Genomic DNA, 14,562 nt, shown 5'->3' with positions numbered 1-14,562 from the left:
CGGCAGGACGATCGGCGTGCTCGCGGTGGTGCCCTGGTGCGCCGTGAGGGCGGCGGCGAAGGCCGCGCGGTCGATGACCGTCGGGCCCGTGGCGGGCAGGACGAGCGGGGTGGGTCGCGTGGACGCGGACACCGGCGACACGGCCGGGAGGCCCAGCACCGGTCGGACGGGTTCGTCGCGTTCCGGGGCGACGAGTTCCACGACCGGGGCGGGTTCCCGGGTGGGTGCCGAGTCCTGCGCTGTGGTCGCGTCCTGTGCTGCAGTTGCGTCGTGTGCTGCTGTTGCATCCTGCGCTGCGCGCGCCGGGAGGCGCGCGGGCCGGGTCACGAGCGCCACCGGCGCGGTCGCTGCGCGACGGGCTGCGGCACGGTCGCGGCGGTCCGCCTCGGCGGCGGCGTCGGCGAGCAGGTCGGAGAAGACGGTGTGGGCGAAGGCGCGGGCGGCCGTCACCTCGGGGTCGTCGGAGCCGGCGACGGTGGCCTCCCACGCGGCGAGGCGCGCGAGGTCCTCGTCACGGCGGCGGACCTCGTCCTCGAGCAGGACGATGCGGTCGATGGTGCTGCGACCCGTGGACCGCGAGACCTCGACGGCCAGATCCTCGATGCGCAGGGCCAGGCGCTCCGGCGGCTCGGGGAACGACGGGGCGCAGACAGCGGCGTGGCGGGCACGGTCGCGGCGGAAGGCCGGGGCCGCGACGGGAGCCGAGTCGGTCGTCGCGTCGACCGGTGCCGTGACGGCGACGGCAGCCAGCGTCTCGTCGGTGGTGGTCGTGCTGTCCGCGACGAAGCCGGGGCGCTGCACGGGGCCGGTGACCGGCGGGACGACGAGGTCCGGCACGTACGGCGCGCGGGTGGCCGGGGCGTCGCGGAGCCACTCCTCGAGCTCGCGGCCGAACGGGTCCACGAGCGGGGTGCGTGCGCCGGACTGGGTCTCCATGTCCGAAGGATAAATATCGCGCGGGCCGAAATGCGGGACATCCGCGGTGTGTCGCTGCACCGCCTGCCATATCGGGTCGGAAGTGAGCGGCGTGTCGCGGCCCGCCGTCACCGCGTCCGTCGGAGGCCGTCCTCGAAGGCCCGCAGCAGCTCCCGGCCGGCCGGCCAGCCGCCGACACCGCTGGCGACGTTCACGTGCCCCAGGGCACCCACACGAACGACGTCCGCGCGCATCGCGGCGGCGAACTCGAGGGCACGGGACGCACCGCAGTAGGGGTCGTCGTCGCTCACGACCAGGTGCGTCGGGACCTGCTGTTCCGGGGGCACCCGACGCGGCGGCGCGAAGCCCGATGCCTCGGCGGGGAACGCGTCGCCGAGCGGATCGGGCGGTGCGACCAGGAAGGCACCGGCGACCAGGGCGGGTGCGGTCGTCGTGGTGGCGAGCCAGTCGGCCGCGGCCAGGACGCCGAGGCTGTGGGCGACGAGCACCGGGGGTTCGCTGCACGCGGCGACGGCCGTCGAGATCGCGGCGCGCCAGTCGTCCGCGACGGGGGCGCTCCACGAGTCGGGGGCGATGCGGACGGCGCGGCGGGTCTGCTGATCACGCTCGTCGTGCCGCTCGCGCTCGTCGTGCTGCCGGTCGCGCTCCCAGACGGACTGCCAGTGGTCGGGGTCCGAGTTCCAGATGCCCGGGATGACCACCCACGGTCGCGGTCCGCTCATCCGGGCAGCGTAGCGAACCGGCGACGCACCGAGCCGGAGTGTGACGCGGGGCGTCCTGCCCCGGTCAGGCGTGCGGCACCGCTCCCCGCGGCTGCTGCAGCGTGTCACGCGGGTACTGTCCGAAGCGCGAGGCGTACGCCGCCGAGAACCGGCCGAGGTGCGCGAAGCCCCAGCGCAGTGCCACGCTCGCCACCGTCAGGTCACCGGCCGCCCCGCGTCGGAGCTCCTCGTGCACGCGGTCCAGGCGGATCCCCCGGAGCATGGCGTTCGGTGCCGTGCCGACCTGCCGCTGGAAGGCCTGCTGCAATCCCCGGACGCTCAGTCCGACGTGCTCGGCGACGTCGGTCGTCGTGATCGGGGTGTGTGCGAAGGCGTGCATGAACTCGACGGCCTCGCGGACGCGCCCGGTTGCACCCTGCGGCAGTGTGACGTCGGGGGCGATGGACTCGTGCGGGAAGGTGTCGAGGAAGGCCAGCGCGGTCTCGCGCACCGTCTCGGCGAGGGCGAGGCCGGTGAGTGGCGCCTGACCGAGCACCACGGCTGCCGCACGCTGCACCTGGGCGTTCCACGCGCGGAGGTCCTGGGGCCGGGGCGCCGCGGTGTGGTCGAACACCAGGGGGCCCGGCCGGGTGCCGTGCACCTCGGCGGCGAGGCCTTCGAGGTACGTGCGGTCGAACTGCACCAGGCTCTGCCGGACGTCCTGCAGGTCGAACACGAAGGGGCGTCGCGACGGGAACACCCGGGGCGTCCCCGGTGCGAAGTCGACCTCCTGCCGACCGACGTCCACGCGGCCGCCACCGTCCGAGGTCCACATCACGACGTACTCATCGGGGACCTCGACCTCGCCGCGCATCCGCCCGTCGAACCGGGTGGAGCGGAAGGTCATCGCGTCGTCGCCCACGACCTGGAACCGGTACGCGAACGGACGACCGGTCCGGGACGCCGAGAACCCCGAACTCCCGTAGGCCTCTTCGTACAGTTGCACGGCCGCGTCGAGTCCGGCGCCGGACGTCTCGAACCGGATCCGGGGATCAGGGTCGACAGTCATCGCGCGAATCGTGACACGGTGTCCGGGAAACGCGTCAATCGTCTCCGCGTCATTGCGGTTTGCGGCCCGCGCAGTGCGCTGTGCGGATGAGCGGTCCGACTGCTGGTGCTGGTCCTGGCCCTGGTCAGTGCCGCGACCGCAGGACCGTCCAGCGGTTCCGGTCCGCGACGCGCTCGTACCGCAGGTCGTCGACGACCATGCGGACGAGGGCCAGCCCGCGGCCACCCTCGGCGAAGTCGTCCGGCAGCACGGCGGCATCGGGGTCCACGGTGGCGGCGACCCCGTCGTCGGAGAGCAGCGCCTGGACACGCTCGTTGCCGACCTGGAGCCGGAGTTCGCACGAGACACCGTCCGCACGCGCGCCGTGCTCGATGACGTTCGAGGTGAGTTCGACGAGTGCGAGCTCGAGGGCCATGCGGTCCTCGGCGGAGACGGTCGGCTCGTGCTGCCACACGCCCGCCAGGAACTCGTGCACGGCGGACACGTCGTCCGGCGGGCACGCCAGTGCGAGCATGTGCTCGGCGACGGGGGCGGTCATCACCAGTCGGTCACCGCGGCGTCCCCGTCGGGGTACGTCCGCAGGATCTTGTCGATGTTGGAGAGCTTGAGCACCATCTGCACCTGTTCCGACGGTGCCGCGATGCGGAGGTCGCCGCCGGCCTGTCGCGCGGTCTTCAGGCTGCCGACCAGTGCGCCGAGGCCGGAGGAGTCCATGAACTCGACCCCGGAGAGCTCGACGACGAGCCGCGACCGCCCGTTGCCGACGATCTGGGCGACGGTCTCGCGGAACGTGGGTGCGGAGACCATGTTGAGCCGGCCACTGCACTCCAGCACGGCGGTGTCGGTCTCCGCCTCGTGTACGACGATGTCCATCTCGGTGGGTCTCCTCAGATCGGTGCGCCTTGCAACCAGCAACCTACCGGCTCAGACCCTCAGGTGTGGGACCGGTTTCGCCGCGTCGCCGTCACCTGCACCACGACGGCCGCAGCCATCAGCGCCGCCATGACCCCGCCCATGGCCAGCGCGGTCCCGCCGAGGGCGCCGGCGAGCGGGGTGCCGAGGCCACCGATGCCGAAGGTCAGCCCACCCTGCAGCGCGGCCGCGGTGCCCGGGTGCGCCGAGCCGACGTGCTGCGTCCGGGTCATCGCAGCCGGCAGGACGAAGCCCCACGCGGCCGTCACGACCGCGAGTGCGCACCACACCGGCACCGGCCCGAGGTCGAGGATCGCGGACACCACCACGGCCGTGGCACCGAGGGTCCCGACGACCAGGCCGAGGGTCAGCAGGGCATCCTCGGTGACCCGCCCGACGAGCCGGCCGAACAGCAGCGTGGTGATGATCATCATCGACGCGTTCGTGGCGAAGACGAGCGTGTACAGCCCTTCGGAGAACCCGTACTCCGACTGGAACACGAACGAGCTCGTCGCGATGTACGCGAAGAACCCGACCGTCGACAGCACCCCGCTCAGCACGTACGCCCGGAAGCGCGGGATCGCCAGGAGCTCGCGGATGCGCCGCCCGTTCGCGGCGAACCCGACGCCACCGCGACGCTCGGGCGGCAGGGTCTCGCGGAAGCGCAGCACCACGGCCACGAAGAACACGGCACCGAGCACCGCCAGCACGACGAACATGAGCCGCCACGTGCCGATCGTCAGCACCGCTCCCCCGGCCAGCGGGGCGATCACGGGGCCGATCGCGTTGATGGCCGCGAGGGTGCCGAACACCTTCGCCATCCGGGTACCGCTCGTCACGTCGGACACCATCGCCCGCCCCGCGACAGCACCGGCCGCACCGGCGAGTCCCTGCGCCACGCGGGCCACCACCAGCGTCACGACGTCCGGGGCGAGTGCGCAGCCGACCGACGCCAGGGCGAACAGGGCGGTCCCGGCGACGAGCATCGGCCGACGACCGATCCCGTCGCTCACCGGGCCGACCAGCAGCTGACCCACCGCGAACGCGACGAGGAACGCCGTGAGCGACAGCTGCACGGCGCCGGGGGTCGTCCCGAGGTCCCGCGCGATGGCCGGGAGCGCCGGGATGTACATGTCGGTCGCGAAGGGCGAGACCCCGACGATGAGCGCCAGCGGCACGATCGGGGGCAGCACGGTCGTCGTCGGTCTCGGCATGCGCTCCGTCGTCACCTCGGACACGCTACGCGTCCCCGAATCGATTCGACAGGGCACTTCGTGAGCAGCAACTGTCGGGTCGCGGTGCCGGAGGCGACCGTTGCTGCTCACGGATCGCGGGCCCGCGACGTGCGCGCGGACGGACGGGAGGCCCGGTGCCGGCCCGCCACGGGCCTCCCGTCCGCCGCCGCGAGCGGTCACGACACCCCGCTCACGTCCGCCGAGCGGTCGCGTACCGTCGCCCGGCGACCGCGCGGCCGACGCTTCGTGACCACTCGGCCGGGGCCACCCGACGTGTCGCGACCCCTCGGCGAGGGCAGCGGCGCGAAGCTCCAGCGGTCACGACACCCCGCTCACGTCCGCCGAGCGGTCGCGCTCCGTCGCCCGGCGACGGCGCAACCGACACTTCGTGGCCGCTCGGGGGCGCGGCTCGGGACGTGCGCGGAGACGGACAGGAGGCCCGGTGCCAGCTGGCACCGGGCCTCCTGTCCGTGGGGTGGGGGCGTCAGCCCGTGTTCTGCAGGCCGGCGGCGATCCCGTTCACGGTGAGCAGCAGGAGCCGGTGGTCGGCGTCCGTCGGGTCCGTGCTGCCGGACGTGCGGATGGCGCGCAGCGCGCGGAGCTGCAGGTGCGACAGGGCGTCGACGTACGGGCTGCGCAGGCGCACGGCGCGGGCCAGGACGGGTCGGTCCTCGAGCACGTCGCTGCCGCCGGAGACGCGGAGCACCCAGTCGCGGGTGCGGACCATCTCGTCGAGCACCTTCGCGGCGAGGTCGTCACGGTCGGCGAGCTCGAGGTACCGGCGGGCGATGTGCTCGTCGGTCTTCGCGAGCGACATCTCGACGTTCTTGATCATCGCGGCGAAGAGCGGCCACTCCGCGTAGGCGGCGCGGAGCACGTCGACGTCGCCGACGGCCTCGAGCGCCGATCCGAGCCCGTACCAGCCGGCGAGGTTGATGCGCGCCTGCGTCCACGAGAACACCCACGGGATGGCGCGGAGGTCCTCCAGCGACTCGACCGACAGCCCGCGACGGGCCGGGCGGGAGCCGAGGGGCAGCAGGCCGATCTCCTCCATCGGGGTGACCCGGGCGAACCACGGCGCGAACCCGTCGGCCTTGACCAGGTCGTAGAAGGCGACGCGCGAGACGTCGTCGAGCTGCTGGGCGAGGTCGGCGAAGCGGGCGGCCGCGGCGGCGGTCCGTGCCTCGTTGGACGGCGAGGACGCGAAGAGCGTCGCCGAGGCCATCTGCTCGAGGTGGCGGGCGGCGATGTCCTGGTCGCCGTACTGGGCGAAGATGACCTCGCCCTGCTCGGTGAGCTTCAGCCGACCGTCGATCGATCCCGGCGGCTGCGCCAGGACGGCTTCGTTCGCGGGACCGCCACCGCGGCCGAGCGAACCGCCGCGGCCGTGGAACAGGGTCAGCTCGATGTCGTTGTCGCGGGCCCAGTCGGCGATGCGGGCCTGGGCGTCGTAGAGCGCAAGGTTCGCGGACACCGGGCCGACGTCCTTCGACGAGTCCGAGTACCCGAGCATGACCTCGAGCCGACGGCCGGTCGCGGCGAGGCGTCGCTGGAACGCCTCGGTGCGGACAGCCTCGTCGAGGATGTCGACACTGGCGTGCAGGTCGGCGAACGTCTCGAACAGCGGGATCACGTCGAGCACCGGCGCGGCCTCGGCGGACCCGAGCGCGGCGACCGCGAGCTCGTGCACGTTCGCCAGGTCGGCCGGGGACTGCGTGAAGGACACGATGTACCGGTTCGCCGCGCGGACGCCGTAGCGGGACTGCAGCCCGGCGATCGTGCGGAAGACGGCGAGGACCTCTTCCGTGGTCTCGCTCAGTTCACCACCGGCGCGGATCTCGGCCAGGGCCGTGCGGTGCACCTGCGAGTGCTGGCGGACCTCGAGCTCGGCCAGGTGGAACCCGAAGGTCTCGACCTGCCAGAGGAGGTTCTGCAGTTCACCGTTCGCCGGTCGGATCGCACCGGCGGCGATGAGCGAGGCCTGGATGACACGGAGGTCGGCCAGCAGCGCCTCGGGCCCGTCGTAGGCCAGCGTCGTGCTGCCGGTCCGGGTGGCGTCGATGCGCGCGGCGACGAACAGGAGCGCACGTCGGTGCGTCTCGTTCGGTGCGCGGACACCGATGCGCTCCGCGATGCCCGGGTCGAGCGACTCCTGCGCGGCGACGAGGGCGGTGAGCCCGGCGTCGGCCGGGGTGTCGCTCGCGTCGAGGGTCAGGGCACTGCCGATGCGGGTCGTCGCGCGGGCGAGGCCGAGCAGGATGTGCTCCGCCGCGATCTCGGCGGCCTGACGCGTGACGTCGGCGGTGACGTGCGGGTTGCCGTCGCGGTCGCCGCCGATCCAGGTGCCGAAGCGCACGAACGCGGGGGCGATCACGGGCGCCCGGCCGGCGTCGTCGCCCTGCAGCCGGTCGTCGAGCAGGCGGTACACCTGCGGGACGATCTCGAACAGGGTCTGGTCGAACACGCTCATCGCGGTGCGGACCTCGTCCAGCGGGGTCGGCCGCGTGGTCCGGAGCGGCGAGGTCCGCAGGAGGGTCGTGATCTCCTCGAGCAGGCGGCGCTCGTTCTCGGCGCGGGCCGTGGCGTTGCGGGCACGGTCACGCTCGTCGATGAGGTCCGTGATGCGGCGGACACCCGTCGTGACCGCGCGCCGGCGGGCCTCGGTCGGGTGGGCGGTCAGCACCGGGTGGAACCGCAGGGTGCGGAGCCGCTCGGCCGCCTCGGCCTCGCCCACCTCGGCGACGAGTTCGGCGTACGTGGCGGGGAACGAGTCCCCGGGCACGCCGCCGTCGTCTCCGCGCTGCCGGAGGACGCGCACGCGGTGGTGCTCCTCGGCCAGGTTCGTCAGGTGGAAGTAGGTGGTGAACGCCTGCGCCACTGCCTCGGCGCGTTCGACCGACATGCCCGAGACGATCGCCTGGGCACGTGCGGCGCCCTCGGCGTGGTCGCCCTCGTAGGCGTCGATCACGGCCGCGCGCAGTGACTCCACGTCGTGGAGCAGTTCGTCGCCCCCGTTCTCGCGCAGCACCCGGCCGAGCAGGTTGCCGAGGTACCGGACGTCGGCGCGCAGGTCGCTGTCGACCGCACCGCTGACGTCGTCCCGCGCGCGCTCGTGGCGTGCAGATCCGTCGATCGCCGTCATGGAGTCCTTTCCGGGTCGTCCGGGAGGCTGGTCCCGGGTCCCAGCAGCGTATCGGCACCCGGGGGCGCATGACGTCGACCGTCCGGACGGACGCGGGGCGGGGTCCGGGCCCGGTGCCGGGCTGCCGCTGCCGCGTCAGGCCGGGACGGAGGCCCCGCCCGGCTCCTGCCGGAACGGCGCACGTCGGGCATCGAGGCCGGCGAGCAGCCCGCGGTTCAGCTCGTAGGCCAGCTCGACCTCGGCTATCACCCGTTCCTGCTCGTCGGCCGACCACGGCGCGGCGTCGAGCTGGGCCCGGTAGGTGTGCTCGAAGTCGCTCGGGTCGGCGACCTGGTCGAAGATGTAGAAGAGGATCCCGTTCGTGTCGAACCCGAACCGCTCCGCCAGCACCTGCCCGATCACGTGCCCGCCGGACACGTCGCCGAGGTACCGCGTGTAGTGGTGTGCCACGAAGCCGCCGGGCCACTCGGCCGCGACCTCGTTCAGCCGTCGCACGTACGCGGTCGTCGCGGGCAGCGGGCACACCAGCTCGGACCAGTCCGGGCCGATCAGGTACTCCAGGTCGGCGCGGATCGCCGGCATCCGGGTGAGCTGCGCGGTGACGAACGGCGCCGCCACGGGGTGGTCGGCCATGCGGTCCGCCGCCCGCTCGAGCGCGTCGTACACGAAGGCGTACTGTCCGAGCAGGTCCGCGTAGTCGGCGACGTCGCAGTCGCCGCCGAGCAGGTCCTGCATGAAGCCGCTCGTGGCCGAGGCACCGTGCGAGCGCCGCGTGCGTCGCCGCAGCAGCTCGGAAAACGGGATGACGGTCGAGTCCATGAGGTAAGGCTAACCTTACTGATGCGCGCGTCAAGCAGGGATCACCCAGGTGACGCCGAGCCTCCGAGAGGAAGCTCCCCCACGATGAGCTCGAAACCCAAACGCCAGCAGCACGTCTTCGTCGTCGACCGCACCGAGCGACTCTCGCCCCACATGGTGCGCGTGCACCTGGGCGGCTCGGCGTTCGAGGACTTCGTCGCCCAGGCCGACCCCGACCGCCTCGCCGCCACCGACAAGTACGTGAAGCTCCTGCTCGCGAAGCCGTCGCTGGGGCTCGTGCCGCCGTACGACCTCGAGGCCCTGCGCGAGACCCTGCCGAAGCACGACCGCCCCGCCCGCCGCACCTACACCGTGCGCGCCGTCGACCACACCACGCGGACGATCGCGATCGACTTCGTCGTGCACGGCGACGCGGGCCTCGCCGGTCCATGGGCAGCCTCCGCGCAGCCCGGCGACCGGATCGCCCTGTCCGGACCCGGCGGCGGCTACGCACCGACCACCGACCCGGCCTTCACGCACGTGCTGCTCGGTGACGACAGCGCCCTGCCCGCGATCGGGGCCGCACTCGAGTCGATGCCCGACACCGCCACCGGGGTCGCCCTGGTCGAGGTGGCCGGGCCGGCGGACGAGCAGGACCTCCGGCACCCGGCCGGGGTCGACCTGCGGTGGCTGCACCGGGACGCCACCGGCGCACAGCCGGGCACGCTCCTGCTGGAGACGGCCCGCGGGCTGCCGCGTGCCTCCCGGCCGGTCCAGGTCTTCGCGCACGGCGAGCGGACCGCGATGAAGGCGATCCGTCGACTGCTGCAGGACGACTGGGGGCTGGAGAAGCGCGAGATGTCGCTGTCGGCGTACTGGGCGCTCGGTCGTGGCGAGGACGAGTTCCAGGAGGAGAAGCGCGAGCCGGTCGGGGTGATCTTCACCGACTGACGGCGGGCCTGCGTGCCCGTTCTAGGTCGGTACGCCCGATTCGACCAGGGACGCCCGGCGCGCGCAACGGCCGGGAGGGCCGGGGCACGTCGGTGGGTCCGGCTAGCGTTCGGCGCATGGTCACCTCGTCGTGCTGCGTGCCGGGTTGCGCAGGCGTCCTCACGGACGGACTCGCGGGCGTCCCCCTGTGCGGCACGCACGTCGCGTTGGTCGCCGACCTCGCGGCCGAGCACCCCGGCGTCGAGGACGCCCTGCCCGGCCCGTGCCCGGTGTGCGCGTCGCGGATCGGGGTGCGCTACCCCTCCGGTGCGGTGTGCGCCCGATGCGAGTGGCGGTGGGGCGAGGTACCCGACGGCGATCTGGCTCCCCCACGGGTCGACGTCGTCTACTACCTGCGCATGCGCGACGACTTCGGTGACCGCATCAAGATCGGCACGACGATGAACCCCCGGCAGCGGCTGGCGGCCATCCCGCACCAGGACCTGCTGGCGTTCGAGCTCGGTGACCGGACGCTCGAGCGCCGGCGGCACGCCACGTTCGCGGCCAGCCGATACCCGGGTACCGAGTGGTTCCGGGTGACGCCGGAGCTGCTCGCCCACGTCGACGCCGTCGCCGCCGGGGCCCACGACCCGTGGGACCTGCACGCCCGGTGGACGAGCGAGGCGCTCGCCTTGCGGGGCTGAGCCGCGGCAGGGCGGTCGGGGCGCGTGCGCAGCCGGTCGGGACGCCTGCTCAGGCGGCCTGCAGCATGCGGTCCGCGGTGCGGAGCGAGAGCGCCATGATCGTCAGCGCCGGGTTCGCGATGACCGCGCTCGGGAACACCGAGTTGTCAGCGATCCACAGGTTCGGGACGTCCCACGAGCGGCCGTCCTGGTCGACGACGGAGGTCTCGCGGTCCGTGCCCATCCGCGCGGTGCCGATGGTGTGCGCCGTGCGTTCGAGCACCCGGACGTCCTGACCGCCAGCAGCCTCGACGATGGTCGTCATCGTGCGGACCGCGTGGCGGCGGATCGCCTCTTCGTTCGAGCCCGGGGTGAACGAGACCCTCGCACGCGGGACACCGTGCTCGTCGAGTTCGTCGGTCAGCTGGAGGCGGTTGTCGTCGTACGGCAGGCACTCGGCGTTGATGCCGACGCCGGCCGAGAACGGGTAGTCGTGCAGCGCCCGGACGAGTTCTGCGCCGCGGAGTCCGCCGCCTCGGACCAGCGACGTGGCGAAGGTCTGCGGCTGCGCGCCCAGGCTCTGGATGAGGTAGCCGCCGGCGAAGTCGGCGTCCGCGGGCCGCACGAAGTCCTCGGTGATGATCGACGACGGGTACCCGCGGTACGAACGCATCGACTCGTCGAACCGCGCCCACACCTGGGTGGCTCCGTGCGCGGTGAAGTTGCGACCGACCTGCCCGCTGCCGTTCGCGACACCGGTGTGCAGCAGCAGCCGCGGGGTCTCGACACCGCCCGCGGCGAGGACCAGGGACCGGCAGCGCTGGCGGTGCTCGCGCCCACCCGAGGTGTACACGACCGCCTCGACGCGACCACTCGAGTCGAGCTCGATGCCGTGCACGAAGGACTCCGGTCGGATCTCGGCACCGAAGGCCACGGCCGCCGGCAGGTAGGTCGTGTCCATCGACACCTTCGCACCGTTGCGGCACCCCTGGTGGCACGACCCGCAGGACACGCAGGCCTGGCGCAGCCCGTGGTGCTCCTGGTGGCGGTCCTCGGTGGTCAGCCCGACCGGGGCATCGGTCGCGGTGATCCCTGCGGCAGCGGTGCCGCGCATCATCATGTCCGAAGAAGCGTTCCGGGCCGGCGGGCGCATCCGGTAGCGGCGGGACGGGTCCCACGGGTAGTGCTCGGGACCGGCGACACCGACGTCGTGCTCGACCTGCTCGATCCATCCGGTGAGCTCGGCGTGGCTGATCGGCCAGTCCTGCCCTTCGCCGCTCTCGGTGCGGAGCCGCAGGTCGTGGGCGCTCGGCCGCGGGGTGAACGCGCCCCAGTGCAGCGTCGAACCGCCGACACCCGTCCCGCTGTTGTTCGGACCGAAGGCCGTCGGGGCTCCGCCACCGCTCAGCCGCTCGTCCATCCAGTTGATGTCACCGGGGGCGGCGACCTCGTCCGGCACGTGGTCGCCCGGCTCGGTGTTGCGGCCGGCCTCGAGCGCGACGACCGTCAGGCCACGGCGGGCCAGCGATGCGAGGAGCGGGGCTCCGCCGGCTCCGGTGCCGACCACCACCACGTCGACGACGTCGTCCGTGCCGTACGTGCGTTGTCCGTCGAGTCTCATCGTGCAGCTCCGGTCGTCGGTGCGGTGTCGATCGTGGTGTGGGGTGCGGGGGCTTCGGGCTCCCAGGCCTCGCGCTCCCCCGCCGCGAACAGTCGGAAGCCCTGCTTGCGGACGCCGTCGCCACCGTTCGCGTAGCCGTCGAAGTCGATGGCGGCCATGGTGGCGGGGTGCGCGAGCCAGTGCTTCACCAGGTCGACGCTGGCGTCCTCGAACCACGCACGCAGCTGTTCGGCGTCGAGGCCACCGTCGGCGCGGTACCGACCCACCGCCACGGCCTCGAGCGCCTGGTCGAGCGCACCATCGCGGGCGGGTGCGGCGAGGACGTCGAGCGCGGCACGGTAAGCCTCGGCGTCCACCGGCAGCCCGTCGGGTCGCCAGCCGTCGCCGAGCCCGGCGGCGAGCTGCGCGTCGACCCGCAGCGCCAGGTCGACCTGGTCGGAACCGGGCTGCGGGACGACGATCCTGGCGACCGCGCGGAGGGTGTCCAGCTGCGTCGGGGTGAGGGCCTGCGGTGCGGCCGCCGGGTCATCGGGCAGGGCACGAGCGGCGAGCAGGCCCCGGGTGCGGGCGCTGACCCGCGGCGAAGCGATCACGCGGGCGTGCTCCACGGGGACGACCGGTGACCCAGCGACCCGGCGTTGCCAGAAGTCGCGGATGCGCGCGGCCACGGCCTCGGGCTGCTCCCACGGCAGCAGGTGGGCGGCGCCGTCGACGACGTGGAGCTCGTTGTTCGGCCAGTGCGGCAGGGTCAGGCGGCGCTGGGCGTCGGCGTCGAGGTCGCCGTCCTCGGCGCCGGCGAGCACGAGGGCGGGCACCGGGTTCGGCGCCGCGTCGGACCAGTCTTCACGGCTGCCGCGGGTCAGCCAGTCCCGCCAGGCCTCGGGGTCGGTCCGCTCGACGTCCCGCACCGCCGCTGTGTGCCGCGAGGGCGCGAGGGCCGACGCCGTGTTCGCGGCGACGAACTCCTCGGCGTCGTCGGCGCTGATCGGGCCGTCGGCCGCCCACGACAGCATGGACCGGCGGCGGTCCTCGTCCATCGGCTCCGGGGCGAGCGGGGACGCGGCGAGGAGCACCACGGCACGCAGGCCGAACAGACCGTTCGCACCGGAGATCGTCCGGTCGGCGACCGCCGTGGCGACCTTGCCGCCCATCGAGTGCCCGAGGAGTACCCATTCGGTCGAGCCGCTCGCCCCGATCGCGCGCTCCACCAGGACGGCCATCTCCTCGACGGTGGTGCCGGACGACGCCGGGCTGCGGCCGAAGCCGGGCAGGTCGATGCCGATCAGGTCGAGGTCGCCGACGAGTTCGGCGCGCAGCAGCGCGAACTCCTCGGAACTCGCGCCGAGGGCGTGGAGACAGAAGACGGTGGTCACCATGTATGCCTACCCGTCCCTTGCGGCCGCTCCCAGCCGGGCCGTACCCCGCCGGGTCGTGCGTGTACCCCGATCGACGGCGTCACCGGGCGTACGCGTCGACGAACAGGGCGCCCCGGAGATCACGCAGGGTGTCCGCCAGGCGATCGACGGTGCGGCCGGAGATGCCCGACACCTGCAGGTCGTGCGGGCCGAGCGCCGGCAGCCGTCCGGTGCGGATGCGGACGACCTCCCACCCCACGGCGCGGACGGCGCGGTCCTTCTTCCGGTCGGTCTCCTGCCGCGGGCCGACGTGCTCGAGCCCGTGCCGCCCGGTGGAGTCGTACTCGATGGCGACGCGCAGCTCGGGCAGGATGATGTCCGGCCAGGCCTCGACGTGGTCGAAGAACGGGCGGTCGAGCCGGATCGCGGAGTGGTCGTAGGTGAACGCGAACCGCTCGGACAGCATGCCCCGGAGCTCGGCCTCGACCGCCGAGGCCGTCGCCGGGGCGCAGACGCTCGTGAACGACTCACCCGACGGCAGCCGCGGGGTCTTCGGGCAGATCGTGCGGGGAACGGACTGGGCGCTCCGCCGTGGCGCCCCACCGGCCGACCCGGCGACGGGCCGACGGGACCGGGAACGGCTCGACGCGACGGCGCCGCCCGGGACCCCGCGCACCGGAGCCGCGGGCAGCGTCTGTCGTCCCGCGCTCCGGACGACCCGCTGCGGCACGGGGACCGCCTGGGGCCAGTCCGACGGCAGCACCGGCCACCGCTGCGGCTGCGCCTGCACCGCGCACTCGGGGCACCAGACGGAGCGGCGGCGCTCACGGCCCGGACGGGACCGCTGTTCGGACGGGGTCGCCACGAAGACGTGCCCGACGTCGCACTCCCAGGTGAGCAGGACCTCGGCCGCCGGGGGGACCTGGGTCAGGACGACGCCGTGGTTCCAGTCGGGGTGGTACTGCCGGATGAGCACCGGGTACGGCGCCCAGTCGGCGCGGAACTGTCCGACGGCGTACGGCACCGCTTCGCCGCGCGACCACTGTCGGCGGCGCCACCACGCATCGACGGGTTCGGCCACGCCACCACGCTAGGAACAACCACCGACACCCGCCGCGGCCGGCATTGCTCGGTGCGAGGTTGCCCTCTCGGTGCGGCGGAACAGGGCGGCACGGAGCGG

General features: G+C 73.5%; 12 protein-coding genes and 1 pseudogene. 2 read left to right on the top strand and 11 right to left on the bottom strand.

Annotation, left to right across the window (positions count from 1 at the left end; genetic code table 11):
* The 8 genes and pseudogenes from BOSE127_RS00905 to BOSE127_RS00870 form a co-directional block, all read right to left on the bottom strand.
* Positions 1-936: pseudogene (locus tag BOSE127_RS00905) on the bottom strand (hypothetical protein); the annotation flags it as partial.
* 107 nt (positions 937-1,043) lie between these two features.
* The gene (locus BOSE127_RS00900; RefSeq protein ID WP_031259252.1) at positions 1,044-1,658 is read right to left on the bottom strand and encodes an RBBP9/YdeN family alpha/beta hydrolase; all 615 of its coding nucleotides are present in this window, start codon (positions 1,656-1,658) and stop codon (positions 1,044-1,046) included.
* A gap of 64 nt (positions 1,659-1,722) precedes the next feature.
* Complete coding sequence (locus BOSE127_RS00895; protein ID WP_140448001.1) at positions 1,723-2,706, bottom strand: helix-turn-helix transcriptional regulator; 984 nt, start codon at positions 2,704-2,706, stop codon at positions 1,723-1,725.
* Positions 2,707-2,830: 124 nt separating this feature from the next.
* The gene (locus BOSE127_RS00890; RefSeq protein WP_017886069.1) at positions 2,831-3,244 is read right to left on the bottom strand and encodes an ATP-binding protein; all 414 of its coding nucleotides are present in this window, start codon (positions 3,242-3,244) and stop codon (positions 2,831-2,833) included.
* Complete coding sequence (locus tag BOSE127_RS00885; RefSeq protein WP_017886068.1) at positions 3,244-3,579, bottom strand: STAS domain-containing protein; 336 nt, start codon at positions 3,577-3,579, stop codon at positions 3,244-3,246. The genes BOSE127_RS00890 and BOSE127_RS00885 overlap by 1 nt, the downstream gene beginning before the upstream one ends.
* A gap of 59 nt (positions 3,580-3,638) precedes the next feature.
* Positions 3,639-4,847 (bottom strand): multidrug effflux MFS transporter, encoded by a 1,209-nt coding sequence (locus BOSE127_RS00880; protein ID WP_236559467.1) that lies wholly within the window; start codon positions 4,845-4,847, stop codon positions 3,639-3,641.
* Positions 4,848-5,337: 490 nt separating this feature from the next.
* A complete protein-coding gene (locus BOSE127_RS00875) occupies positions 5,338-7,995 on the bottom strand; it encodes a phosphoenolpyruvate carboxylase (RefSeq protein ID WP_159555988.1) in 2,658 nt (885 codons plus the stop codon).
* A 135-nt stretch (positions 7,996-8,130) separates the two neighbouring features.
* On the bottom strand, positions 8,131-8,814 hold the full coding sequence (locus BOSE127_RS00870; RefSeq protein ID WP_159555987.1) for a biliverdin-producing heme oxygenase: 684 nt from the start codon (positions 8,812-8,814) through the stop codon (positions 8,131-8,133).
* Between the two features lie 84 nt (positions 8,815-8,898).
* Between BOSE127_RS00870 and BOSE127_RS00865 the strand changes: the two genes are divergently transcribed.
* Both BOSE127_RS00865 and BOSE127_RS00860 read left to right on the top strand, forming a co-directional pair.
* Positions 8,899-9,744, top strand: coding sequence for a siderophore-interacting protein (locus BOSE127_RS00865; protein ID WP_159555986.1), 846 nt, complete (start codon positions 8,899-8,901; stop codon positions 9,742-9,744).
* A 116-nt stretch (positions 9,745-9,860) separates the two neighbouring features.
* Complete coding sequence (locus BOSE127_RS00860; protein WP_159555985.1) at positions 9,861-10,427, top strand: GIY-YIG nuclease family protein; 567 nt, start codon at positions 9,861-9,863, stop codon at positions 10,425-10,427.
* 49 nt (positions 10,428-10,476) lie between these two features.
* On the opposite strand, the gene BOSE127_RS00855 is transcribed toward BOSE127_RS00860, so the two are convergent.
* From BOSE127_RS00855 to BOSE127_RS00845, 3 genes are all read right to left on the bottom strand, one after another.
* Positions 10,477-12,027: a GMC family oxidoreductase gene (locus BOSE127_RS00855; RefSeq protein ID WP_159555984.1), complete on the bottom strand. Its 1,551-nt coding sequence runs from the start codon at positions 12,025-12,027 to the stop codon at positions 10,477-10,479.
* Positions 12,024-13,400: an alpha/beta fold hydrolase gene (locus BOSE127_RS00850; protein WP_159555983.1), complete on the bottom strand. Its 1,377-nt coding sequence runs from the start codon at positions 13,398-13,400 to the stop codon at positions 12,024-12,026. The genes BOSE127_RS00855 and BOSE127_RS00850 overlap by 4 nt, the downstream gene beginning before the upstream one ends.
* Before the next feature lie 82 nt (positions 13,401-13,482).
* Positions 13,483-14,463 (bottom strand): hypothetical protein, encoded by a 981-nt coding sequence (locus BOSE127_RS00845; protein WP_159555982.1) that lies wholly within the window; start codon positions 14,461-14,463, stop codon positions 13,483-13,485.
* Between the last annotated feature and the right edge of the window lie 99 nt (positions 14,464-14,562).

Origin of the sequence: Curtobacterium sp. 8I-2 (assembly GCF_902506155.1) — a bacterium.
Lineage (GTDB): Bacteria > Actinomycetota > Actinomycetes > Actinomycetales > Microbacteriaceae > Curtobacterium > Curtobacterium poinsettiae.
This window is presented reverse-complemented; position numbering and strand designations above follow the sequence as displayed.

Coding starts and splice junctions, on each gene's coding strand:
- BOSE127_RS00900 (WP_031259252.1), bottom strand. CDS start 1,658: ATGAGCGGACCGCGACCGTGGGTGGTCATCCCGGGCATCTGGAACTCG.
- BOSE127_RS00895 (WP_140448001.1), bottom strand. CDS start 2,706: ATGACTGTCGACCCTGATCCCCGGATCCGGTTCGAGACGTCCGGCGCC.
- BOSE127_RS00890 (WP_017886069.1), bottom strand. CDS start 3,244: ATGACCGCCCCCGTCGCCGAGCACATGCTCGCACTGGCGTGCCCGCCG.
- BOSE127_RS00885 (WP_017886068.1), bottom strand. CDS start 3,579: ATGGACATCGTCGTACACGAGGCGGAGACCGACACCGCCGTGCTGGAG.
- BOSE127_RS00875 (WP_159555988.1), bottom strand. CDS start 7,995: ATGACGGCGATCGACGGATCTGCACGCCACGAGCGCGCGCGGGACGAC.
- BOSE127_RS00870 (WP_159555987.1), bottom strand. CDS start 8,814: ATGGACTCGACCGTCATCCCGTTTTCCGAGCTGCTGCGGCGACGCACG.
- BOSE127_RS00865 (WP_159555986.1), top strand. CDS start 8,899: ATGAGCTCGAAACCCAAACGCCAGCAGCACGTCTTCGTCGTCGACCGC.
- BOSE127_RS00860 (WP_159555985.1), top strand. CDS start 9,861: ATGGTCACCTCGTCGTGCTGCGTGCCGGGTTGCGCAGGCGTCCTCACG.
- BOSE127_RS00855 (WP_159555984.1), bottom strand. CDS start 12,027: ATGAGACTCGACGGACAACGCACGTACGGCACGGACGACGTCGTCGAC.